This is a genomic window from Pseudomonas furukawaii, assembly GCF_002355475.1.
GTDB lineage: Bacteria > Pseudomonadota > Gammaproteobacteria > Pseudomonadales > Pseudomonadaceae > Metapseudomonas > Metapseudomonas furukawaii.
Genome location: NZ_AP014862.1, coordinates 2,874,112 through 2,898,436, shown reverse-complemented (window position 1 = coordinate 2,898,436; position 24,325 = coordinate 2,874,112). Strand labels below are relative to the sequence as shown.

Annotated in this window: 21 protein-coding genes; 18 read left to right on the top strand and 3 right to left on the bottom strand. The window is 63.2% G+C overall.

Annotated elements, in window-relative coordinates; genetic code table 11:
• Positions 1 to 27: 27 nt before the first annotated feature.
• Positions 28 to 2,298, bottom strand: a complete 2,271-nt coding sequence (gene clpA / locus KF707C_RS13470; RefSeq protein ID WP_004421863.1) for an ATP-dependent Clp protease ATP-binding subunit ClpA — start codon at positions 2,296 to 2,298, stop codon at positions 28 to 30.
• 28 nt (positions 2,299 to 2,326) lie between these two features.
• Positions 2,327 to 2,689 carry an ATP-dependent Clp protease adapter ClpS gene (gene clpS, locus KF707C_RS13465; protein WP_036993043.1) on the bottom strand — a complete coding sequence of 121 codons (363 nt, stop codon included), beginning with the start codon at positions 2,687 to 2,689 and terminating at the stop codon, positions 2,327 to 2,329.
• A gap of 230 nt (positions 2,690 to 2,919) precedes the next feature.
• Between clpS and cspD the strand changes: the two genes are divergently transcribed.
• Positions 2,920 to 3,183: a cold shock domain-containing protein CspD gene (cspD, locus tag KF707C_RS13460; protein ID WP_004421865.1), complete on the top strand. Its 264-nt coding sequence runs from the start codon at positions 2,920 to 2,922 to the stop codon at positions 3,181 to 3,183.
• A gap of 66 nt (positions 3,184 to 3,249) precedes the next feature.
• Here the strand turns inward: cspD and icd are convergent, their stop codons facing one another.
• Positions 3,250 to 4,506, bottom strand: coding sequence for an NADP-dependent isocitrate dehydrogenase (gene icd / locus KF707C_RS13455; protein WP_004421866.1), 1,257 nt, complete (start codon positions 4,504 to 4,506; stop codon positions 3,250 to 3,252).
• Positions 4,507 to 4,863: 357 nt separating this feature from the next.
• Between icd and KF707C_RS13450 the strand changes: the two genes are divergently transcribed.
• From KF707C_RS13450 to nuoF, 17 genes are all read left to right on the top strand, one after another.
• The gene (locus tag KF707C_RS13450) at positions 4,864 to 7,092 is read left to right on the top strand and encodes an NADP-dependent isocitrate dehydrogenase (RefSeq protein WP_004421869.1); all 2,229 of its coding nucleotides are present in this window, start codon (positions 4,864 to 4,866) and stop codon (positions 7,090 to 7,092) included.
• A gap of 94 nt (positions 7,093 to 7,186) precedes the next feature.
• Positions 7,187 to 7,630 (top strand): NUDIX hydrolase, encoded by a 444-nt coding sequence (locus KF707C_RS13445; protein WP_004421871.1) that lies wholly within the window; start codon positions 7,187 to 7,189, stop codon positions 7,628 to 7,630.
• A 70-nt stretch (positions 7,631 to 7,700) separates the two neighbouring features.
• Positions 7,701 to 8,819 carry a tRNA 2-thiouridine(34) synthase MnmA gene (mnmA, locus tag KF707C_RS13440; RefSeq protein ID WP_004421874.1) on the top strand — a complete coding sequence of 373 codons (1,119 nt, stop codon included), beginning with the start codon at positions 7,701 to 7,703 and terminating at the stop codon, positions 8,817 to 8,819.
• Complete coding sequence (gene hflD, locus KF707C_RS13435; RefSeq protein ID WP_004421876.1) at positions 8,816 to 9,436, top strand: high frequency lysogenization protein HflD; 621 nt, start codon at positions 8,816 to 8,818, stop codon at positions 9,434 to 9,436. The genes mnmA and hflD overlap by 4 nt, the downstream gene beginning before the upstream one ends.
• A 109-nt stretch (positions 9,437 to 9,545) precedes the next feature.
• The gene (gene purB / locus KF707C_RS13430) at positions 9,546 to 10,916 is read left to right on the top strand and encodes an adenylosuccinate lyase (protein ID WP_004421877.1); all 1,371 of its coding nucleotides are present in this window, start codon (positions 9,546 to 9,548) and stop codon (positions 10,914 to 10,916) included.
• A gap of 60 nt (positions 10,917 to 10,976) precedes the next feature.
• Entirely contained in the window at positions 10,977 to 12,143 is a 1,167-nt protein-coding gene (locus KF707C_RS13425; protein WP_004421879.1) for a ribosomal protein uL16 3-hydroxylase, read from the top strand.
• The gene (locus tag KF707C_RS13420) at positions 12,136 to 12,561 is read left to right on the top strand and encodes a GNAT family N-acetyltransferase (RefSeq protein ID WP_004421881.1); all 426 of its coding nucleotides are present in this window, start codon (positions 12,136 to 12,138) and stop codon (positions 12,559 to 12,561) included. Before KF707C_RS13425 ends, KF707C_RS13420 begins: the two co-directional genes overlap by 8 nt.
• 8 nt (positions 12,562 to 12,569) lie before the next feature.
• Entirely contained in the window at positions 12,570 to 13,199 is a 630-nt protein-coding gene (locus KF707C_RS13415) for a DUF7931 domain-containing protein (RefSeq protein WP_004421882.1), read from the top strand.
• Positions 13,196 to 14,005, top strand: a complete 810-nt coding sequence (locus tag KF707C_RS13410; RefSeq protein WP_004421884.1) for a secretin N-terminal domain-containing protein — start codon at positions 13,196 to 13,198, stop codon at positions 14,003 to 14,005. The genes KF707C_RS13415 and KF707C_RS13410 overlap by 4 nt, the downstream gene beginning before the upstream one ends.
• Before the next feature lie 506 nt (positions 14,006 to 14,511).
• The gene (locus KF707C_RS13405; RefSeq protein ID WP_004421886.1) at positions 14,512 to 16,107 is read left to right on the top strand and encodes an isocitrate lyase; all 1,596 of its coding nucleotides are present in this window, start codon (positions 14,512 to 14,514) and stop codon (positions 16,105 to 16,107) included.
• A 155-nt stretch (positions 16,108 to 16,262) separates the two neighbouring features.
• Positions 16,263 to 16,862 (top strand): murein L,D-transpeptidase catalytic domain family protein, encoded by a 600-nt coding sequence (locus tag KF707C_RS13400; protein WP_004421887.1) that lies wholly within the window; start codon positions 16,263 to 16,265, stop codon positions 16,860 to 16,862.
• Positions 16,863 to 16,971: 109 nt separating this feature from the next.
• Positions 16,972 to 18,966, top strand: a complete 1,995-nt coding sequence (locus tag KF707C_RS13395; protein WP_004421889.1) for a PhoX family protein — start codon at positions 16,972 to 16,974, stop codon at positions 18,964 to 18,966.
• 484 nt (positions 18,967 to 19,450) lie between these two features.
• On the top strand, positions 19,451 to 19,864 hold the full coding sequence (locus KF707C_RS13390; RefSeq protein WP_004421890.1) for an NADH-quinone oxidoreductase subunit A: 414 nt from the start codon (positions 19,451 to 19,453) through the stop codon (positions 19,862 to 19,864).
• Between the two features lie 10 nt (positions 19,865 to 19,874).
• Complete coding sequence (locus tag KF707C_RS13385) at positions 19,875 to 20,552, top strand: NuoB/complex I 20 kDa subunit family protein (protein WP_004421892.1); 678 nt, start codon at positions 19,875 to 19,877, stop codon at positions 20,550 to 20,552.
• A gap of 62 nt (positions 20,553 to 20,614) precedes the next feature.
• Positions 20,615 to 22,396 (top strand): NADH-quinone oxidoreductase subunit C/D, encoded by a 1,782-nt coding sequence (nuoC, locus tag KF707C_RS13380; RefSeq protein WP_004421895.1) that lies wholly within the window; start codon positions 20,615 to 20,617, stop codon positions 22,394 to 22,396.
• A gap of 1 nt (position 22,397) precedes the next feature.
• Positions 22,398 to 22,892: an NADH-quinone oxidoreductase subunit NuoE gene (gene nuoE / locus KF707C_RS13375; protein ID WP_004421898.1), complete on the top strand. Its 495-nt coding sequence runs from the start codon at positions 22,398 to 22,400 to the stop codon at positions 22,890 to 22,892.
• On the top strand, positions 22,889 to 24,235 hold the full coding sequence (gene nuoF, locus KF707C_RS13370) for an NADH-quinone oxidoreductase subunit NuoF (protein ID WP_004421900.1): 1,347 nt from the start codon (positions 22,889 to 22,891) through the stop codon (positions 24,233 to 24,235). The genes nuoE and nuoF overlap by 4 nt, the downstream gene beginning before the upstream one ends.
• Positions 24,236 to 24,325: the final 90 nt, after the last annotated feature.

Below are 24,325 nucleotides of genomic sequence, written 5' to 3'. Positions count from 1 at the left end.
TTTGCCGGGCTTTTTCGTGGGCGATCGTCAAGCCATTTCCGCAGTGGTCTCGAAGTCGAACACCAGTTCTCCATCCCTGACATCCACGTGCACCACCCCCCCATGCTCGGCCAATTCGCCGAAGAGAATCTCTTCCGCCAGGGGACGCTTGATCTTGTCCTGGATCAGGCGTGCCATCGGGCGAGCCCCCATCTGCATGTCGTAACCACGCTCCGCCAACCAGCCACGCGCCTCGTCACCAACCACCAACTGCACACGCTTGTCTTCCAGCTGCGCCTGCAACTCGGTGAGGAACTTGTCCACGACATTCTTGATGACCTCGTGGGACAGCCGACCGAACTGGATGATGGTATCCAGCCGGTTACGGAATTCCGGCGTGAAGCTCTTGCGAATCACCTCCATGGCATCCGAAGAGTGGTCCTGCTGGGTGAAGCCGATGGAAGCCCGCGCAGCCGTCTCGGCACCCGCGTTGGTGGTCATGATGAGGATGACATTGCGGAAGTCCGCCTTGCGGCCGTTGTTGTCGGTCAAGGTCCCGTGGTCCATTACCTGCAAAAGCAGGTTGAATACCTCCGGATGCGCTTTCTCGATCTCGTCCAGCAGGAGCACACAGTGCGGCATCTTGGTGATCGCCTCGGTGAGCAGACCACCCTGGTCGAATCCAACGTAGCCGGGCGGTGCACCGATCAGGCGCGACACGGTGTGACGCTCCATGTACTCGGACATGTCGAAACGTACCAACTCGATACCCAGCGCCTTGGCCAACTGGCGCGCCACCTCGGTCTTGCCTACGCCCGTAGGGCCGGCAAAGAGGAAGGAGCCCACAGGCTTGTCCGGCGCCTTCAGACCGGCACGGGACAGCTTGATGGCAGTGGACAGTGAATCGATGGCTGCATCCTGGCCGAACACGGTCAACTTGAGATCGCGCTCCAGATTGCGCAGCAACTCCTTGTCGGAGCTGGAGACATGCTTGGGAGGAATGCGGGCGATCTTGGCAACGATATCCTCGACCTGGGCCACCTCGATGCGCTTGGCGCGCTTCTCCTCGGGCTGCAGGCGCTGATAGGCACCAGCCTCATCGATCACGTCGATCGCCTTGTCAGGCATGTGCCGGTCATTGATGTAGCGCGCCGCCAACTCGGCTGCCGCCCGAAGGGCCTCATCACTGTATTCGATGTGATGGTGCTGCTCGAAGCGCGCCTTGAGGCCCTTGAGGATGCCCACGGTATCCTCCACGGAAGGCTCCGTGACATCCACCTTCTGGAATCGACGAGCCAGTGCCCGATCCTTCTCGAAGATGCCACGGAACTCCTGGAAGGTCGTGGAGCCGATGCAGCGGATCTCGCCAGACGACAACAGCGGCTTGAGCAGGTTCGAGGCATCCATCACGCCGCCGGATGCAGCACCTGCACCGATGATGGTGTGGATCTCATCGATGAAGAGGATGGCATGGGGACGCTTGCGCAATTCATTGAGCAGCGCCTTGAAGCGCTTCTCGAAGTCGCCCCGGTACTTGGTGCCCGCCAGTAACGCACCCAGATCCAGGGAGTACACGACGCTGTCAGCCAGCAAGTCCGGCACCTGATTATCGACGATACGCTTTGCCAGACCCTCGGCGATGGCGGTCTTGCCGACGCCGGCCTCACCGACCAGCAAGGGGTTGTTCTTGCGTCGACGGGCCAGGATCTGGGCAACGCGCTCCACCTCACCCTCACGTCCTACCAGCGGATCGATACGACCCAGGCGCGCCAGTTCATTGAGGTTGCTGGCGTAGGCATCCAGCGGATGGCCCGAGGCAGCCGCCTCGCCCCCCTCCTCGTCCTGCATCTCCTGCTCGTGGTCAGGCTGCTCGCCATGACCCGGCACCTTGGAAATGCCATGGGCGATGTAGTTGACGACATCGATGCGGGCGACGCTCTGCTGCTTGAGCAGGAACACCGCCTGACTTTCCTGCTCGCTGAAGATGGCCACCAGCACATTGGCGCCGGTGACCTCGCGCTTGCCGGAACTCTGCACATGGAAAACCGCACGCTGCAACACGCGCTGAAAACCGAGCGTGGGCTGGGTCTCGCGATCTTCGTCATGCTGAGGAATCAGCGGCGTGGTGGAGTCGATGAACTCCTGCAGATCATGCCGCAGCTTGTCCATGTTGGCGCCGCAGGCGCGCAGGACGGTAGCCGCGGCTTCGTTGTCCAGAAGGGCGAGCAGCAGATGCTCGACCGTCATGAATTCGTGGCGCTTGGCACGGGCCTCCTTGAAGGCAAGATTGAGGGTGACTTCGAGCTCGCGGTTCAACATGGCTTCACCTCATACCCAAGCGGCGGCGTTAACCGTCCTTCTCGATCTCACAGAGCAGCGGATGCTGGCTCTCTCTCGCATATTGATTGACCTGCATGGACTTGGTTTCGGCGATGTCACGCGTAAACACGCCACATACCGCACGGCCCTCCGTATGCACGGTCAGCATGATCTTGGTGGCCAGTTCCCGGTTCATGCCGAAGAACGTTTCGAGCACCTCGACCACAAAATCCATAGGGGTGTAGTCATCGTTAAACATCACCACCTTATACATGGGTGGCGCCTGCAAGGCCGGCTTGGCCTCCTGAACAGCCAGGCCAGTGGAGTCGTCCTCATGATGCTGCGGACCGTCCTGATTGAATGTTAGTCGAATCTGGCTGCTTGCATGCATGCTGGAAATAAAGGTCATGGATATTCGAAGAGCGCCCGTAGGAAAGACTTTGATCCGCTTCTCAGGCGATGCGGGCAGCGCCTTGACTAACGGCGAATCAGTGTTACAACCAAAAGATACCCGTCTTCGGGTATCAGGGGTTCCACGTGCGTGGCCATGGTGGCCTGAAGGGCGTGGAGTCGAGGTGGATGATACTCCAGTGATGGAGTCCTTTGCAGAGGGATATCAGCATGCTTAGCGGTAAGGTCAAGTGGTTCAACAACGCCAAAGGCTATGGATTCATCCTTGCCGAAGGCCGAGATGAGGACCTGTTCGCCCACTACTCCGCCATCCAGATGGATGGTTACAAGACGCTAAAGGCTGGACAGCCGGTAAGCTTCGATATCATCCAGGGCCCGAAAGGGCTGCATGCCGTGAATATCCGTCCGGTCACGGCGACCAGCGAAGCACCCGCCCCCATCAGCCAACATCAGGGCAGCACGGTTGAAGTTTGAGCCCTGAAACATTTGGGCATGAAAAGGCCGGTCAGATGACCGGCCTTTTTGTATCCACTTCCAGCATTACATGTGGGCGATGATCGCGTCGCCGAACTCCGAGCAGGACAACAGCCTCGCACCTTCCATCAGGCGTTCGAAGTCGTAGGTCACGGTCTTCGCGGCGATGGCCCCATTGGTGCCCTTGATGATCAGGTCGGCCGCTTCGCCCCAACCCATGTGGCGCAGCATCATCTCGGCGGAGAGGATGACCGACCCCGGGTTCACCTTGTCCTGCCCCGCATACTTGGGCGCCGTACCATGGGTGGCTTCGAACATGGCAACCGTATCGGAGAGGTTGGCACCGGGCGCGATACCGATACCGCCCACCTCGGCCGCCAGCGCGTCGGACAGGTAGTCACCGTTGAGGTTCAGGGTTGCGATCACATCGTACTCGGCCGGTCGCAGCAGGATTTGCTGCAGCATGGCGTCGGCGATCACATCCTTCACCACGATGTCCTTGCCGGTGCGGGGGTTCTTGAACCGCATCCAGGGACCACCGTCCAGCAGTTCGGCACCGAACTCGTCACGCGCCACCTCGTAGCCCCATTCCTTGAAGGCACCTTCGGTGAACTTCATGATGTTGCCCTTGTGCACCAGGGTCACGGAGCCGCGATCATTGTCCACGGCATATTGCAGAGCCTTTCGCACCAGGCGCTTGGTGCCTTCCTGGGAAACCGGCTTGATGCCGATGCCGCAATTTTCAGTGAAGCGAATCTTCTTGACACCCATTTCCTCGGTGAGGAACTTGATGACCTTTTCAGCTTCCGGGCTGCCGGCCTTCCATTCGACGCCCGCGTAGATGTCCTCGGAGTTCTCGCGAAAGATCACCATGTCCACGTCGCCGGGCTTCTTCACCGGACTCGGGACACCCTCGAACCAGCGCACCGGGCGCAGGCAGACGTACAGGTCCAGTTCCTGGCGCAGGGCGACGTTGAGAGAGCGGATGCCACCACCGACCGGAGTGGTCAGGGGGCCTTTGATGGAGACGACGTAATCACGTACCGCCTCCAGGGTTTCCTTCGGCAGCCAGGTATCCTGGTCATAGACCTGGGTGGCTTTCTCGCCCGCGTAGACCTCCATCCAGGAAATCTTGCGATCGCCGCCATAGGCCTTGGCAACGGCGGCATCCACGACTTTGATCATGACCGGGCTGATATCGACGCCAATACCATCGCCCTCGATAAAGGGAATGATGGGGTTGTTCGGTACATTCAGGGACATGTCCGCATTGACGGTGATTTTGTCACCGACCGCCGGGACCTGGATCTTTTGGTATCCCATGCTGAGCTCCGTGTTGTGGTTGAGAACGCTCTTGCAACGCCTGAGCCTACTCCAGTTGGCCGGTCATCGACCATATCTTCCTTAGTCGAAACAAAGCGCCCGCATCAGCCCGGCAAAAGGAGTGATATAATGCGCGCCGTGACTTCACAGTCATCGAGGTCGAGCAGTCTGGAACCAGGCTCACTGCCCTCGCAACGGCTTGGCCACCACCATGGCGGGGCCGTACAACGCTCTACTGGCGCTCCATTACCCCCGCGGCAATTCTCGGCCGAGCTCAACGTCGACATTGAGCGAATGCGTCTACCAATGCGCTTCGAGAGTCTGTGCGCGCCCAGAAAAGAAGAGAGTTAAACGTTGATGTCCAACCGTCCGAAGATCACCTACACCTTCACCGACGAAGCCCCCGCGCTCGCCACCTACTCCCTCCTCCCCATCGTCAAGGCCTTCTCCGCCTCCGCCGGCATCGATGTCGAAACCCGCGACATCTCCCTCTCCGGCCGTATCCTCGCCGCCTTCGCTGACAAGCTCGACGCCGACAAGCGCATCGAAGACGACCTGGCCTACCTGGCGACGCTGGCCACTTCCCCCGAAGCCAACATCATCAAGCTGCCGAACATCTCCGCATCGGTGCCGCAGCTGAAGGGTGCGATCGCCGAGCTGCAGGCCCTGGGCTACAGCGTCCCGAACTTCCCGGAAGACCCCCAGAGCGACGAAGAGAACGAGATCCGCGCGCGCTACGCCAAGGTCCTGGGCAGTGCCGTGAACCCGGTACTGCGTGAAGGCAACTCCGACCGTCGCGCACCGGCCGCCGTTAAGGCCTATGCCCGCAAGCATCCGCACTCCATGGGCAAGTGGAGCATGGCCTCCCGCTCCCACGCCGACTACATGCGCGGTGGCGACTTCTTCTCCAGCGAACAGTCCATCACCATGGACAAGGCTGGCGAAGTACGCATTGAATTCGTTGGCAAGGACGGCCAGGTCGAGCTCAAGAAGAAACTCGCACTCCAGGAAGGTGAAGTCCTGGACAGCATGTTCATGAGCTGCAACAAGCTTCGTGCCTTCTTCGAGCAAACCCTGCAGGACTGCAAGGAAACCGGCGTGATGTGGTCCCTGCACGTCAAGGCCACCATGATGAAGGTCTCCCACCCCATCGTCTTCGGCCATGCGGTGAGCGTTTACTACAAGGACGTCTTCGACAAGTACGGCGAGCTGTTCAAGGAACTGGGCGTCAACCCGAACAACGGCATCAGCAGCGTCTACGACAAGATCAAGACCCTGCCCGCCTCCCAGCAGGAAGAAATCCTGCACGACATCCACGAGGTCTACAGCCACCGCCCCGAGATGGCGATGGTCGACTCCGTGAAGGGCATCACCAACCTGCACATCCCCAGCGACGTGATCGTTGACGCCTCCATGCCGGCGATGATCCGCAATTCCGGCCAGATGTGGGGCAAGGACGGCAAGCAGAAAGACACCAAGGCCGTGATGCCGGAGAGCACCTACGCCCGCATCTACCAGGAAATGATCAACTTCTGCAAAACCAACGGCGCGTTCGACCCCACCACCATGGGCACCGTACCGAACGTCGGCCTGATGGCGCAGAAAGCCGAGGAATACGGCTCCCACGACAAGACCTTCGAGATGACCGCTGACGGCACCATGCGCGTCGTGGCCGCCGACGGCACCGTGCTGATGCAGCACGAAGTGGAAGCCGGCGACATCTGGCGCGCCTGCCAGACCAAGGACGCCCCGATCCGCGACTGGGTCAAGCTGGCCGTCACCCGTGCCCGCCTGTCCAACACCCCGGCCATCTTCTGGCTGGACCCCGAGCGCGCCCATGATCGCGAACTGCGCAAGAAGGTCGAGCTGTACCTGCAGGACCACGACCTGACCGGCCTGGACATCAGCATCAAGGGCTACAACGAAGCCATCCGCACCAGCATGGAGCGCCAGATGCGCGGCCTGGACACCATCTCGGTGACCGGCAACGTCCTGCGCGACTACCTGACCGACCTCTTCCCCATCATGGAACTGGGCACCTCCGCCAAGATGCTGTCCATCGTTCCGCTGATGGCTGGCGGCGGCATGTACGAAACCGGCGCCGGCGGCTCGGCTCCCAAGCACGTGCAGCAGCTGGTGGAAGAGAACTACCTGCGCTGGGATTCCCTGGGCGAATTCCTAGCCCTGGCCGTCTCCCTGGAAGAGACCGGAATCAAGACCGGCAACGCCAAGGCCAAGCTGCTGGGCAAGACCCTCGACGAAGCCACCGGCAAACTGCTGGACAACAACAAGTCCCCGTCCCGCAAGGTCGGCGAGATCGACAACCGCGGCAGCCACTTCTACCTGGCGCTCTACTGGGCCCAGGCCCTTGCCGCCCAGGACGAAGACGCCGAGCTGAAGGCACACTTCGCACCGGTGGCCAAGGCACTGACAGAGCGGGAAGCGACCATCGTCGCCGAACTGAACAGTGTTCAGGGCAAGCCGGCGGAAATCGGCGGCTACTACCGTTCCAATCCGGAGCTGACCAGCAAGGTGATGCGCCCCAGCGCCACCTTCAACGCCGTGATCGACGGCCTGGTCGCCTAAGCGCCCGATGCGAACGAGAAACCCCGGGCTTGCCCGGGGTTTCTTCTTTTCGACTGCGCCAACCTGTGATGCCCCTTTTCCCGGAGACCTGCCGATGACCTGGCAACCCCATATCACCGTCGCCACCGTGGTCGAGGACCAGGGCCGCTTCCTTCTGGTGGAGGAAGAAGCCGGCGGCCGCGCCGTGCTCAACCAGCCCGCCGGCCATCTGGAAGCCAACGAGACACTGCTCCAGGCCGCCCTTCGCGAAACCCTTGAGGAAACCGGCTGGGAGGTCGAACTGACCGCAGTGACCGGCCTCTACCTCTACACCGCGCCCAGCAACGGCGTGACCTACCAGCGCGTCTGCTTCGCCGCCCGACCCGTTCGCCACCACGTGGAGCGTCCCCTGGATGACGGCATCATCGGTCCTCGCTGGCTCACCCGCGACGAACTGCTGGCCGAGAAGGACCGCTGGCGCAGCCACCTGGTGCTGCGTTGCATCGACGACTACCTGACAGGCGAGCGCTTCCCCCTCAGCCTGATCCGCCCCGCCTGATCCGCGTCGCCCGATTACCGCCGAGCCTGATAGAATTCCGCTTTTGCCTAACGACCAGTGCAGATTTCCCATGCGTGATCCAGCCAATACCCGCGTCATAGTCGGCATGTCCGGCGGCGTCGACTCCTCGGTTTCCGCCCTCCTCCTGCTCGAACAGGGCTATCAGGTGGAAGGCCTGTTCATGAAGAACTGGGACGAGGACGACGGCACCGAATACTGCACCGCCAAGGTGGACCTGGCCGATGCCCAGGCCGTCTGCGACCGCATCGGCATCAAGCTGCACACCGCCAATTTCGCTGCCGAGTACTGGGACCACGTGTTCGAGCATTTCCTGGCCGAGTACAAGGCCGGCCGCACGCCGAACCCGGACATCCTCTGCAACCGCGAGATCAAGTTCAAAGCCTTCCTCGACTATGCCCTGTCGCTGGGCGCCGACCTCATCGCCACCGGCCACTATGTGCGCCGCCGCGATATCGACGACCGCACAGAACTGCTCAAGGGCCTGGACCCGAACAAGGACCAGAGCTACTTCCTCCACGCCGTAGGCGGCAAGGAGATCGCCCGCACCCTGTTCCCTGTGGGTGAACTGGAGAAGCCCGAAGTCCGCGCCATCGCCGAGAAACATGGCCTGGCCACTGCCCGCAAGAAGGACTCCACCGGCATCTGCTTCATCGGCGAGCGCCGCTTCACCGACTTTCTCAAGCAGTATCTGCCGGCCCAGCCGGGCGATATCGAAACCACCGAAGGCGAAGTCATCGGCCGCCACCACGGCCTCATGTACCACACCATCGGCCAACGCCAAGGCCTGGGCATCGGCGGCATGAAGGACGCGTCCGACGAACCCTGGTACGTCCTGGCCAAGGACCTTGCGCGCAACGTGCTGATCGTCGGCCAGGGCAACGAAAACCCCTGGCTCTACTCCCGCACCCTCAAGGCCTCCGAGATCTACTGGGTCAACCCCATCGAACTGGCCCAGCCACGACGCATCAAGGCCAAGGTGCGTTATCGCCAGAGCGATCAGGCTTGCACCCTGGAAAGAACCGCCGATGGCTACCTCGCGACCTTCGACGAGCCCCAGCGTGCCGTCACCCCGGGACAGTCCGTGGTGTTCTACGACGGTGAAATCTGCCTCGGTGGCGGCGTGATCGAAAGCGCCCAACCCTGGGACGCCGGAGTACAACGCCCATGAACCAGACCCGCGAACAACTGATCGCCCTGGGCGCCGTCTTCGAAGCCGCCGCCCTGGTGGACCGCATCGCCAAGACTGGCCAGATCAGCGAGCCACCACTGGGCTGCATGCTCGGCAGCCTCCTGGTGCGCGACCCCAAGGACACCCTGGACGTCTATGGGGGCGACGACCTCAATCTGCGCGAAGGCTACAAGGCCCTCGTCAGCGCATTGGAGCGCGAGCCCACCAGCCTGCAGCGCGAACCGCTGCGCTATGCCCTGGCCCTGCTTACCCTGGAGCGGCAGTTGGCCAAGCGCGGCGACATGCTCGACCTGATCGGCACCCGCCTCGACCAGATCCAGCAGCAGGTGCAGCATTTCGGCCTGGTCCACGACAACGTCATCGCCGCCTGCGCCAGCCTCTACCAGGACACGTTGAGCACCTTCCGCCAACGCATCCAGGTCCATGGCGACATGCGCCACCTGCAGCAATCCAGCAATGCCGCGAAGATCCGCGCCCTGCTCCTCTGCGGCATCCGCGCCGCACGCCTGTGGCGCCAGCTCGGCGGCAACCGCTGGCAACTGCTGTTCAGCCGCCGCAAGCTGCTGGGCGAGCTCTACCCACTGCTGCGCGGCTGAGCCCGACGCGCCACGCGTCGAGCGACCGTGGCGCGAAAGCGGCGAGCGGCTCGAAAACCATGTATGATGTGCGCCCCTTTTCGTTGACCGACTGTCCGAGAACGCCCTCATGCAGCTCTCCTCGCTCACCGCGGTTTCCCCCGTCGATGGCCGCTACGCCGGCAAAACCAGCGCCCTGCGCCCGATCTTCAGCGAATACGGCCTGATCCGTTTCCGCGTCCAGGTAGAAGTCCGCTGGCTGCAGCGCCTCGCCGCCCACGCCGGCATTCCGGAAGTCGCGCCCTTCTCCGCCGAAGCCAATGCCCTGCTCGACAAGCTGGCCGAAGACTTCCAGCTGGAGCACGCCGAGCGCATCAAGGAAATCGAACGCACCACCAACCACGACGTGAAGGCCGTGGAATACCTGCTCAAGGAACAGGCCGCCCAACTGCCCGAGCTGGCCAAGGTCAGCGAATTCATACATTTCGCCTGCACCAGCGAGGACATCAACAACCTGTCCCACGCCCTCATGCTGCGTGAAGGCCGCGACCAGGTCATCCTGCCCCTGATGCGCCAACTGGCCGACGCCATTCGCGATCTGGCCGTGCGCTTCGCCGACGTCCCCATGCTGTCCCGCACCCACGGCCAGCCGGCTTCGCCCACCACCCTGGGCAAGGAAATGGCCAACGTCGTCTACCGCCTGGAGCGCCAGATCGCCCAGGTGGCCGCCGTGCCGCTGCTGGGCAAGATCAACGGCGCCGTGGGCAACTACAACGCCCACCTGTCCGCCTACCCGGACGTGGACTGGGAAGCCAACGCCCGCGAATTCATCGAAGGCGATCTGGGCCTGGCCTGGAACCCCTACACGACCCAGATCGAGCCCCACGACTACATCGCGGAGCTGTTCGACGCCGTCGCGCGCTTCAACACCATCCTCATCGACTTCGACCGCGACGTCTGGGGCTACATCTCCCTCGGCTACTTCAAGCAGAAGACCGTCGCCGGCGAGATCGGCTCGTCCACCATGCCGCACAAGGTCAACCCCATCGACTTCGAGAACTCCGAAGGCAACCTGGGGATCGCCAACGCGCTGATGCAGCACCTGGCCAGCAAGCTGCCGATCTCCCGCTGGCAGCGCGACCTGACCGACTCCACCGTCCTGCGCAACCTGGGCGTGGGCTTCGCCCACAGCGTCATCGCCTACGAGGCCAGCCTCAAGGGCATCGGCAAGCTGGAGCTGAACGCCCAGCGCATCGCCGAAGACCTGGACGCCTGCTGGGAAGTCCTGGCCGAGCCTATCCAGACCGTGATGCGCCGCTACGCCATCGAAAACCCCTACGAAAAGCTCAAGGAACTGACCCGCGGCAAGGGCATCAGCCCTGAAGCGCTGCAAGCTTTCATCGACGGCCTGGATATCCCGGCCGAGGCCAAGGCCGAACTGCGCAAGCTGACTCCCGCCACCTACATCGGCAATGCCGTGGCCCAGGCCAAGCGCATCTGATCGGTTTGCATTCTGCACACGCCCGGCTGTGCCGGGCGTTTTTATTTCAAAGGCTTAGACATGAATCCTGATACTCCTCTTCAACTGCTGGGCGGCCTCACCGCACGCGAATTCCTCCGCGACTACTGGCAACGCAAGCCCCTGTTGATCCGCCAGGCCATGCCCGGATTCGAGAGCCCGATCTCCCCGGACGAGCTGGCCGGCCTGTCCCTGGAGGAGGACGTCGAGTCACGTATTGTGCTGGAACACGGCGAGCGCCCCTGGGAGCTGCGCCGCGGCCCCTTCGCCGACGACACCTACCAGAACCTCCCCGAGCGCGACTGGACCCTGCTGGTCCAGGCCGTCGACCAGTTCGTACCCGACGTGGCCGAACTGCTCGAGCAGTTCCGCTTCCTGCCCAGCTGGCGCATCGATGACGTCATGATCAGCTACGCCGCACCCGGCGGCGGCGTGGGACCGCACTTCGACAACTACGACGTGTTCCTCCTGCAGGGCCACGGCCGCCGTCGCTGGAAGATCGGCCAGATGTGCGACGCCGAGAGCGGGCTCCTGCCCCACGCCGACCTGCGCATCCTGGCGGACTTCGAGCAGGTCGACGAGTGGGTCCTGGAGCCGGGCGACATGCTCTACCTGCCGCCGCGCCTGGCCCACTTCGGCATCGCCGAAGACGAGTGCATGACCTACTCCGTGGGCTTCCGCGCTCCGAGCGCAGCCGAGGTGCTCACCCACTTCACCGACTTCCTCGCCCAGTTCCTCCCGGACGAGGAGCGCTACAGCGATGCCGGCACCGCGCCCGTCAGCGACCCACACCAGATCCAGCAGGACGCCCTGGATCGCCTCAAGGCCCTGCTGGCCGAGCACATGAGCGACGAGCGCCTGCTGCTCACCTGGTTCGGCCAGTTCATGACCGAGCCGCGCTATCCCGAACTGGTGGCCGGTGCCGAGGTCGAGGAGGACGAGTTCCTCGCGGCCCTCGAAGACGGCGCCATCCTGGTGCGCAACCTCAGCGCCCGCATGGCCTGGTCCGAGGTGGACATCGGCCTGATGCTCTTCGCCAGCGGCCAGAGCAGGCTGCTGCCCGCACACCTGCGCGATCTGCTGAAGCTCATCTGCGCCGCCGACGCGCTACATCTGGAAAACCTCGGCCAATGGCTGGCCGACGAGGAGGCGCGTAAGCTTCTCCACGAACTGGTCAAGCAAGGAAGTCTGGAGTTTGCCGATGAGTGAGATACATGTCCGAGTTGCCGACTGGCAGAAGGACAATGCCGACCTGCGCCGCATCCGTGAAGCCGTCTTCATCGCCGAGCAGAACGTGGCCCCGGAACTGGAGTGGGATACCGAGGATGCGGACGCCGTGCATTTCCTCGCCTTCGAGCGGGACTATGCTATCGGCACGGCCCGACTGCTTCCCGATGGCCATATCGGACGCGTCTCGGTCCTCAAGGACTGGCGCGGACTGAAGGTCGGCGATCGCCTGCTGCAGGCGGCCATCACCGAGGCCGAACGCCAGGGCCTGCGGCGCCAGATGCTCTCCGCCCAGGTTCACGCCACGGCGTTCTACGAGCGTCACGGCTTCAAGGTTGTCAGCGACGAGTTCCTCGAAGCGGGCATTCCCCACGTGGACATGGTGCGCGAAAGCCAATAGAGGCAGAAATGAACGAGAACACCCCGGAACCCGCTGAGAACGACGCCGAACTGCCGGACATCGAATTCCAGTCGCCGGGGCGTTTCAGCGTTCACAACCCGGCTCCCGCCCAGGCCCAGTCACCGGGCTGGGAGCCCGCACCCTTCAGGCTCGGCGAGCATGAGCGCATGGAACGGTTCAGCGCGCCGGACGGCGCCCGCGCCCATGCCCTCGCACTGATGCAGCAGGCGCGACGCCTGCTCTGCATCTACAGCCCCGACCTGGAACCCTGGCTCTACCACAACAGCGCTATCCAGGAAGCCTGCACCCGCCTGCTCATCAGCGACCCGAAGTGCCAGATGCGCATTCTCGTGCGCGACCTCAGCCGCGCCGTGAAGGATGGCCACCGTCTGCTCGCCCTGAGTCGGCGTCTCTCCAGCAACTTCCAGATTCGCCGGATCAACCCCGACCATCCCTCGGAAGACCTGGCCTACCTGATCGCCGACGATCGCGGCTTGCTGGTTCGCCCTGAAACCGGACAGTTCGCCGGATACACGCTGTACAACGACCCCGGAAGGACCCGGCTGCAGCAGACCCGCTTCGACCAGGCCTGGGACCTGAGCATCACCGACCCCGACCTGCGGAGCTTCCTGCTATGACCGTGCGTGCGCTCTTCGCCGCCCTCCTGCTGCTGACCTGCCTGCCGCTGCGGGCCGCCACCGAACTGATCCAGCTGCAGTACCGCACGGCCGAGGAACTGCTGCCCATGGCCCAGTCGGTGATCGGCAACGAGGGGCGGGTCAACGCCTATGGCAACCAACTGATCGTCAATGCGGAGCCGGCGAAGATCGCCGAGCTGCGCAACCTGCTGAACCAACTGGATACCCGTCCCCGGCGGCTGCTGATCAGCGTCGACACCCACGACAGCAACTTTCAGGAAGACCACGGCTACCGCGTCGACGGCAGTGCCAGCGTTGGAAGCGTCGATGTCCAGGCCGGACGCGGTGAAGTCCATGGCCGCGACCAGGTGCGCATCATCCGCCGCAGCACCGACAGCCGAGGGGCCGGCGTCCAGCAGGTGCAGACCACCGAGGGCTACCCCGCCCTGATCCAGATTGGCCAGAGCGTCCCCATCACCACCACCAGCACCGGTCCCTACGGGCAGGTCTACAGCAACACCGAGTACCGCAATGTCACCCGCGGCTTCTATGTCACCGCCACCCTCAGCGGCGAGCTCGTGCACGTCAGCATCAGCACCAACCGCGATCGCCTGAACCAGACCCAGCCCGGCGTCATCGACGTCCAGAGCACCGACACCCGTGTCAGCGGGCACCTGGGCGAATGGATCACCATCGGCGCCATCAACGAAGACAACCAGTCCGACCAGAGCGGCTTCCTTCGTCGCCGCACCACCCAGGGCCGGGACGACATGACCCTCCGCCTGAAGGTCGACGCGGTCGACTGAACGCACATTTTTCGACCACCCGGTCTCAGCCGAAAGTCGTATGTAGTAGTCCTAAAAAAACACTACAAAACGATTGACGAACACTTGTTTGAAAGAGCATGATGGCCTCGCTCCCGCTAGCCAGGGGCTCTGAAAAGGGCCTCCGGACTGCGCTCCCAACCAGCCGAGCCGGTCCGTGTTGTAACAGCCCACAAGGCAGTGCGACGAGGTTGCGACTGGAACGAAGTTGTCCTGAGGGACGGGGAAGCGCCGCAATAACCGCAAGATCGGAGGCAGTGCCCGACGAGTCGCCCATCGGTTACCACGAACCAGCAAGCGATCCGAGAGCGCAAAACCATCCGACGATCCTGTGGGACGTGCAAATCGTCACCCCTCCTCCCTGACTCCAACTTCTTCCGGTCCATCTTTCGACGCGCTGCGGTGAGCAACCCGCAATAACCTTCAGAACGCAGGTTGTTGAGTGGGAAAGTCGGTGCTCAACCAATACATACTTTGAAGGATTGACCATGTCCGCATATCAAAACGACATCAAGGCAGTTGCCGCTCTGAAAGAGAAGTACGGCACCAGCTGGAGCGCTATCAACCCGGAATCCGTCGCTCGTATGCGCGCCCAGAACCGCTTCAAGACCGGCCTGGATATCGCCAAGTACACCGCGGCCATCATGCGCAAGGACATGGCCGAGTACGACGCCGACGCCTCCCTCTACACCCAGTCCCTGGGCTGCTGGCACGGCTTCATCGGTCAGCAGAAGCTGATTTCCATCAAGAAGCACCTGAAGACCACCAACAAGCGCTACCTCTACCTGTCCGGCTGGATGGTCGCTGCCCTGCGCTCCGACTTCGGCCCGCTGCCCGACCAGTCGATGCACGAGAAGACAGCCGTTTCCAGCCTGATCGAAGAGCTCTACACCTTCCTGCGCCAGGCTGACGCCCGCGAACTGGACCTGCTCTTCACCGCCCTGGACGCCGCCCGCGCTGCCGGCGACAAGACCAAGCAGGACGAGATCCAGGCCCAGATCGACGGCTACGAAACCCACGTGGTACCGATCATCGCCGACATCGACGCTGGTTTCGGCAACCCGGAAGCCACCTACCTGCTGGCCAAGAAAATGATCGAAGCCGGTGCCTGCTGCATCCAGATCGAGAACCAGGTGTCCGACGAGAAGCAGTGCGGCCACCAGGACGGCAAGGTGACCGTTCCCCACGAAGACTTCCTCGCCAAGATCAACGCCGTTCGCTACGCCTTCCTCGAACTGGGTGTTGATGACGGCGTGATCGTCGCGCGTACCGACTCCCTGGGCGCCGGCCTGACCAAGCAGATCGCCGTGACCAAGCAACCGGGCGACCTGGGCGACCAGTACAACTCCTTCCTGGACTGCGACGAAATCAGCGCGGCCGACCTGCAGAACGGCGACGTGGTGATCAACCGCGGCGGCAAGCTGCTGCGTCCGAAGCGCCTGCCGTCCAACCTGTTCCAGTTCCGCAAGGGCACCGGCGAAGACCGCTGCGTCCTGGACTGCATCACCAGCCTGCAGAACGGCGCCGACCTGCTGTGGATCGAAACCGAGAAGCCGCACGTTGGCCAGATCAAGGGCATGGTTGACCGCATCCGCCAGGTCATTCCGAACGCCAAGCTGGTGTACAACAACAGCCCGTCCTTCAACTGGACCCTGAACTTCCGCCAGCAGGTGTTCGACGCCTGGGTTGCCGAAGGCAAGGACGTTTCCGCCTACGACCGCGCCAAGCTGATGAGCGTCGATTACGACGAAACCGAACTGGCCCAGGTTGCAGACGAGAAGATCCGCACCTTCCAGCGTGACGGTTCCGCCCACGCCGGCATCTTCCACCACCTGATCACCCTGCCGACCTACCACACCGCGGCCCTGTCCACCGACAACCTGGCCAAGGGCTACTTCGCCGACCAGGGCATGCTGGCCTACGTGAAGGGCGTTCAGCGTCAGGAACTGCGCCAGGGCATCGCCTGCGTCAAGCACCAGAACATGGCTGGCTCCGACATCGGCGACAACCACAAGGAGTACTTCGCTGGCGAAGCGGCTCTGAAGGCAAGCGGTAAAGACAACACCATGAACCAGTTCCACTGACAGGAACCGCTCCGGCCGACCACGCATCGGCCGGATCATGGCGAGTCTGAAGAACCCCGGTGTCCGCACCGGGGTTTTTCTTTTCCGATCGTCCCCTGCGACTTGCCAGTCCGTCCTGCCTTCCTAGAATCAGCGGGAAACCCCGGAGTCCGGCCATGCCGAGAGCCTTGCTGCTGATCCTTTTGCTGATCGCCCCCACCCTGCGCGCGAGCGACCTCGAACTGCTGGTCCAGCCGCCACAACTGGGCGACATACTCGCCAGGTTGCCGGACAGCCAGCACCCCCGCTTTGCCGTCGTGGACTATGGCCGGCCCTCCACCCTGCCCCGCCTCTACCTCTTCGACCGCCGCAGCCACGCCCTGTTGGGCAGCTACCGCGTCGCCCACGGCAAGGGTTCGGACATCGACCACGACGGCATCGCCGAACGATTCTCCAACGCCCCCGGCAGCCGAGCCTCATCCCTCGGCCTGTTCCGCACCGCCGAGGTGTTCGACAGCGAGGAGCCCGGCCACGGTCGCTCCATGCGCCTCATGGGCCTGAGCCCGGGCAACAGCAATGCCGAAGCGCGCGCCATCGTCATCCACGCCAACTCCTACATGGAGGATGACTTCATCCTTCGCCATGGCGTGCCCGGCCGCAGCCACGGCTGCCTGGTGCTGTCGCGCAGAGATCGCGACCAGGTGATACCACAGCTCGCGGGAGGCGCCCTGATCTTCGCCATCCAGCAACCGGAGCAGCTCGCGACCCACCCGTGAAATGCGCGCCCTGTCCCGCGCAACAGCATCTCCACGACACTGTCACCGTCCCGTCGCATTCAGGCTTTAGCGTCAGGTCTCCGTCGATTCGCCCTTAGGGAGACCCGCCTTGAACGATCACAACGACAACGCCGTGCTCTTCGGCAACGGCGATGAACGCCCCAGCAACACCAGCGACAATCCCCACATCAACGACCTGATTGGCGGCCTCAACCGCCGCCAGGTGCTGGTCGGCGGCGCCGCCGCCAGCGCCCTGGCCTTCCTGGGAGCCACGCTGCCCGGCGAAGCCATGGCCGCCGACGCCCAGGCCAAGGGTTTTTCCTTCAAGCCTCGTTCACGCCTGCCCTTCGACGCCGTCGCCACCACCCGTGCCGACACCATCACAGTACCCGCCGGCTACCAGGCGACGCCGTTCATCCCCTGGGGCACCCCGATCACCGGTCGCTACCCGGCGTTTCTCGACGACGCCAGCAACAGCGCCCAGGACCAGGCCGAGCAGGTCGGCATGCACCATGACGGGATGCATTTCTTCCCCATCGACGCTCGACATGGCGCCGGCAAACGCTCCGATCACGGACTGCTGGTACTGAACCATGAGTACATCGACGCGCCGCTGCTGCACCCCAACGGCCCGACCCTGGTGGACGGCAAGCGTGCCAGCGCCGAGGAAGTGCGAAAGGAAATAAACGCCCATGGCGTGTCCGTGGTGGAGATCCGCCGCAATGTGCGCGGCGAATGGGAGGTCGTCCCCAGCCGTCGCAACCGGCGCATCACCGCCGCCACGCCAATGCGGATCGAAGGCCCCGCCCGAGGCCATGCACTGCTGCAGACCCGCTACAGCCCCAATGGAACCGCGACCCGAGGCACCCAGAACAACTGCGCCAATGGCTTCACGCCCTGGGGCACCTACCTGACGTGCGAGGAAAACTGGGCCGGCTACTTCGCCACCCGCGACACCGGCCTGCCCCGGGAGCTCCAGCGCTACGGCCTGCGCAGCACCAGCCGCTTCGGCTGGGACACGCTGCCCGGCGACGAATTCGAACGATTCGACGCGACCCGAAAAGCCGCCGACGCCCGAGGCGACTACCGCAACGAGCCGAACCACTTCGGCTGGATCGTCGAGATCGACCCCTTCGATCCCGATTCCGTGCCGATCAAGCGCACCGCCCTGGGTCGCTTCGCCCACGAAGGCCTGATCTTCGCCCCCGTGAAACCCGGCCGGCCGGTGGTCTGCTACTCCGGCGACGACTCGCAGAACGAATACATCTACAAGTACGTCAGCCGCGACAAATACCGCCCCGGCCAAGCCAATGGCCGCCTGCTGGACGAAGGCACCCTCTATGTCGCCCGCTTCAACGCCGACGGCAGCGGTGACTGGCTGGCCCTGGACATCAACGATCGACACTTCCTCAAGGCCTGCCTCGCCGCCGGCGTCACCTTCGCCGACCAGGGAGAGGTACTGATCAACACCCGACTGGCCGCAGATATCGTCGGCGCGACCCGCATGGACCGCCCGGAGTGGGGCGCCGTGAATCCGGACAATGGCGAGGTCTACTTCACCCTCACCAACAACACCGCGCGCACCAGCGCCGACGCCGCCAACCCCCGTACCGCGAACGCCTACGGCCACATCATTCGCTGGCGCGAGAACAGCCGCGACCACGCAGGGCGCCGCTTCGACTGGAACATTTTCCTGTTGGCAGGCCCCGAGGGCGACAGTCGCGATCCCAAGGGGCGCCCCCTGGGCGCCCAGAACATCCTGGCCAGCCCGGACGGGCTCTGGTTCGATGAGGAAGGCCGCCTGTGGATCCAGACCGACATGAGCGGCAGTCAGCTCAGCGCCGGTCCCTTCGGCAACAACCAGATGCTGGTGGCCGACCCGCGAAGCGGCGAGCTCAAGCGCTTCCTGGTAGGCCCACTGGGCGCCGAGGTCACCGGCATCGCGGCGACGCCCGATTTCCGTACCCTGTTCATCAACATCCAGCATCCGGGCGAAGGCTCCACCCCGACCAACCTGACCAGCACCTGGCCCGACGGCCCGGGCAAGAGGCCCCGTTCCTCGACCGTGATCATCACCCGAGAGGACGGCCGTCGCCTGCTCTGAATTTAAAGCCAGACCACCCCGAAAAGGGGTGGTCATTTTTCCCAACTAGCTGAAGGACAATGAACAAAAACAAAGGGATTTGTCGCAATTATGAAAGGCCTCGAACAGCAACTTTCCAACGACCAAAAGATAGTTAGCTACAGACTTTCCAAGTTGCCGGGATATTTTTCTCTGTAGTGACCGATTAATCACCAATCAAACGCTAATGCTTCGCATTCCACGCACTGCAACACCCCGCCCTGCGTCATAAGGACGCAATCCGACCAAGGCCTAAGAAAATCACCAAAGCCCCGCCGCTTCTGATCTACAGCCTATTCGCCGGCTCAAAACCCGGCTGCTCGGGCAAATTTTTGGCCTGAAAAATTTACTTGCACACCCGCTCAGGCATAAAATTGTCGGAATCGATTGCCGGGGCATCATCGATACCCGGCACTAAACCTTTTCAACGCAAGTGAACGCCGTTCCTTGACTAAGGAGTTCCGGCATGTCGGAAGCTACTGCCCTCATCTCCCACAACTGGGGTTTCGCTGTTTTTCTTCTGGGTGTCGTCGGCCTCTGCGCCTTCATGATCGGTGTCTCGAGCCTGCTGGGCAGCAAGTCCATTGGCCGCAGCAAGAACGACCCCTTCGAATCCGGCATGCTCCCCACCGGCAGTGCCCGCCTCCGTCTCTCCGCCAAGTTCTATCTGGTCGCGATGCTCTTCGTGATCTTCGACGTCGAAGCCCTCTTTCTCTTTGCCTGGTCCGTATCCGTCCGCGAAAGCGGCTGGGCCGGATTCATCGAAGCAACCATTTTCATAGCAATTCTGTTGGCAGGTCTTGTCTACCTATGGCGCATCGGGGCCCTTGACTGGGCTCCCGAAGGTCGTCGCAAGCGGCAGGCGAAGCTAAAACAATGAGGCTTTGGCGATGCAATACAAACTTACTCGGATCGATCCGGATGCGACTTACGAGCAGTATCCGATCGGCGAGCGGGAGACCGTTTCCGACCCGCTGCTAGAAGATCAGGTCCACAAGAACATCTTCCTCGGCAAGCTCGAGGACGTGCTGAGCAATGCGGTGAACTGGGGACGCAAGAATTCCCTTTGGCCGTATAACTTCGGCCTGTCCTGCTGCTACGTGGAAATGACCACCGCCTTCACCGCGCCGCACGATATCGCGCGATTCGGTGCGGAGGTGATCCGCGCGTCACCGCGCCAGGCGGACTTCATGGTCATCGCCGGCACCTGCTTCGTGAAGATGGCCCCGGTCATCCAGCGCCTCTACGAGCAGATGCTCGAACCCAAGTGGGTGATTTCCATGGGTTCGTGCGCGAACTCCGGTGGCATGTACGACATTTACTCGGTCGTCCAGGGCGTGGACAAGTTCCTGCCTGTAGACGTCTACATTCCCGGCTGCCCGCCCCGACCCGAGGCGTTCCTGCAAGGCCTGATGCTGCTGCAGGAATCCATCGGCAAGGAGCGTCGCCCGCTATCCTGGGTCGTGGGGGACCAAGGCATCTACCGTGCCGACATGCCCTCGCAGCGGGAAGAGCGCCGCGAACAGCGTATTCAGGTCACCAACCTGCGCAGCCCCGACGAAGTCTGATCCTGTCCTTCCCCGGAAGACCCCAGGCTCATTCTTTACGTTGACGAATAGCGACCGAGACCATGACTGCAGACACCGTTCTGTCCATCCCGCCGTACAAGGCAGACGACCAAGACGTCGTCGTAGAACTGAATTCCCGCTTCGGCGCCGAAAGCTTCACCCTCCAGTCGACCCGCACCGGCATGCCGGTGATCTGGGTCGGCCGTGACAAGCTGATCGACGTCCTGAAGTTCCTCCGCAACGTCCCGCGCCCCTACGCCATGCTCTATGACCTGCATGGTGTCGACGAACGCCTGCGGACCCAGCGCCGTGGCCTGCCGAACGCCGAATTCACGGTGTTCTACCACCTCATGTCGCTGGAACGTAATAGTGACGTGATGATCAAGGTCGCCTTGTCCGAGAGCGACCTCAACCTGCCCACCGCGACCGGGATCTGGCCCAACGCCAACTGGTACGAGCGCGAGGTCTGGGACCTCTACGGCATCACCTTCAACGGCCATCCGCACCTGTCGCGGATCATGATGCCCAACACCTGGGAAGGTCACCCGCTGCGCAAGGACTATCCGGCGCGCGCCACCGAATTCGACCCCTACAGCCTCACCCTGGCCAAGCACCAGCTTGAAGAAGAAGCCGCGCGCTTCCGCCCGGAAGACTGGGGCATGAAACGCCACGGCGAGAACGAGGACTACATGTTCCTCAACCTCGGTCCGAACCACCCGTCCGCCCACGGCGCCTTCCGCATCATCCTGCAACTGGATGGCGAAGAGATCGTCGACTGCGTACCGGAGATCGGCTACCACCACCGTGGTGCCGAGAAAATGGCCGAACGCCAATCCTGGCACAGCTTCATCCCCTACACCGACCGCATCGACTACCTCGGCGGCGTGATGAACAACCTGCCCTACGTCCTCGCGGTGGAGAAGCTCGCCGGCATCAAGGTGCCGCAGAAGGTCGACACCATCCGCGTGATGCTGGCCGAGTTCTTCCGCATCACCAGCCACCTGCTGTTCCTGGGCACCTACATCCAGGACGTGGGCGCCATGACCCCGGTGTTCTTCACCTTCACGGACCGCCAGCGCGCCTACAAGGTCATCGAGGCCATCACCGGCTTCCGCCTGCACCCGGCCTGGTACCGCATCGGTGGCGTCGCCCATGACCTGCCGCGCGGCTGGGATGGCCTGGTCAAGGAGTTCGTCGAGTGGCTGCCCAAGCGCCTCGACGAATACGAGAAGGCCGCCCTGAAGAACAGCATCCTGCGGGGCCGAACCATCGGCGTCGCCCAGTACAACACCAAGGAAGCCCTCGAGTGGGGCGTGACCGGCGCCGGCCTGCGTTCCACCGGCTGCGACTTCGACCTGCGCAAGGCCCGTCCCTACTCCGGTTACGAGAACTTCGAGTTCGAAGTTCCGCTGGCCCACAACGGCGACGCCTACGACCGCTGCATGGTCCGCGTGGAAGAAATGCGCCAGAGCATCCGCATCATCGACCAGTGCCTGAAGAACATGCCGGAAGGCCCGTACAAGGCCGACCACCCGCTGACCACGCCGCCACCGAAAGAGCGCACGCTGCAGCACATCGAAACCCTGATTACCCACTTCCTGCAGGTTTCCTGGGGCCCTGTCATGCCGGCCAACGAAGCCTTCCAGATGATCGAGGCGACCAAGGGCATCAACAGCTACTACCTCACCAGCGACGGCAGCACCATGAGCTACCGCACCCGGATCCGGACGCCCAGCTTCGCCCACCTGCAGCAGATCCCCTCGGTGATCCGCGGCAGCATGGTGGCCGACCTGATCGCCTACCTGGGCAGTATCGACTTCGTTATGGCTGACGTGGACCGCTGACATGAGCACCCTTATCAAGACCGACCGTTTCGTCCTGAGCGAAACCGAGCGCTCGGCCATCGAGCACGAGATGCACCACTACGAGGACCCCCGCGCGGCGTCCATCGAAGCCCTGAAGATCGTCCAGAAGGAGCGTGGCTGGGTGCCTGACGGCGCCGCCGACGCCATTGGCGAGATACTCGGCATCCCCGCCTCCGACGTCGAAGGCGTCGCCACCTTCTACAGCCAGATCTTCCGGCAGCCCGTGGGCCGCCACGTGATCCGCGTGTGCGACAGCATGACCTGCTACATCGGCGGGCACGAATCCGTCGTCGCCGAAATGCAGAAGCAGCTGGGCATCGGCCTCGGCCAGACCACGGCCGACAACCGCTTCACCCTGCTCCCGGTCTGCTGCCTGGGCAACTGCGACAAGGCCCCGGCCGTGATGATCGACGATGACACCTTCGGCGACGTGCAAGCCGAGGGCGTCGCCCAGTTGCTGGAGGCCTATCAATGAAGACCCTTACCTCCATCGGCCCGGCCAACCGCATCGCCCGCAGCGAAGAAACCCATCCGCTGACCTGGCGCCTGCGCGACGACGCGCAACCCGTCTGGCTCGAGGAATACCAGCAGAAGAACGGCTACGCGGCCGCGCGCAAGGCCCTGGGCGAGATGGCCCAGGCCGACATCGTGCAGACCGTCAAGGACTCCGGCCTCAAGGGCCGCGGCGGTGCTGGCTTCCCCACCGGCGTGAAGTGGGGCCTGATGCCCGCCGACGAATCCATGAACATCCGCTACCTGCTGTGCAACGCGGACGAAATGGAACCCAACACCTGGAAGGACCGCATGCTGATGGAACAGCTGCCCCACCTGCTGGTGGAAGGCATGCTGATCTCCGCGCGTGCGCTCAAGGCCTACCGCGGCTACATCTTCCTGCGCGGCGAATACGTCGACGCGGCGCGCAATCTCAACCGCGCCATCGACGAAGCCAAGGCCGCCGGCCTGCTGGGCAAGAACATCCTGGGCTCGGGCTTCGACTTCGAGCTCTTCGTGCACACCGGTGCCGGCCGCTACATCTGCGGTGAAGAGACCGCCCTGATCAACTCCCTGGAAGGCCGCCGCGCCAACCCGCGCTCCAAGCCGCCCTTCCCCGCCGCCGTCGGCGTCTGGGGCAAGCCCACCTGCGTCAACAACGTCGAGACCCTGTGCAACGTTCCGGCGATCGTGGCCAACGGCGTGGACTGGTACAAGACCCTCGCCCGCCCGGGCAGCGAAGACATGGGCACCAAGCTCATGGGCTTCTCCGGCAAGGTGAAGAACCCCGGCCTCTGGGAGCTGCCCTTCGGCGTTCCGGCCCGCGAGCTGTTCGAGGATTACGCCGGCGGCATGCGCGACGGCTTCAAGCTGAAATGCTGGCAGCCCGGCGGGGCCGGCACCGGCTTCCTGCTCCCCGAGCACCTGGATGCCCCCATGTACGCCGCAGGCATCGCCAAGGTAGGCACCCGCATGGGTACCGGCCTGGCGCTGGCCGTGGACGACAGCATCAACATGGTCTCCCTGCTGCGCAACATGGAAGAGTTCTTCGCCCGCGAATCCTGCGGCTGGTGCACTCCCTGCCGTGATGGCCTGCCCTGGAGCGTCAAGCTCCTGCGCGCCCTGGAGCGCGGCGAAGGCCGCCCCGGCGACCTGGAGACCCTGGAACAGCTCGTCAACTTCCTCGGCCCAGGCAAGACCTTCTGCGCCCACGCACCGGGTGCCGTCGAGCCGCTGGGCAGTGCGATGAAGTATTTCCGTCCGGAATTCGAGGCCGGCATCACCAGCCAGATTCCGCAAGCGCGTCCGATCCCCATCGGCGCCTGAGAAGAAGCATTCGTGGCGCGGCGGCCGCTCACCCGGCCCCGCGCACAGACTGATTCCATTAGCCAAAGCCCGGTCACACGGGCAGATGAA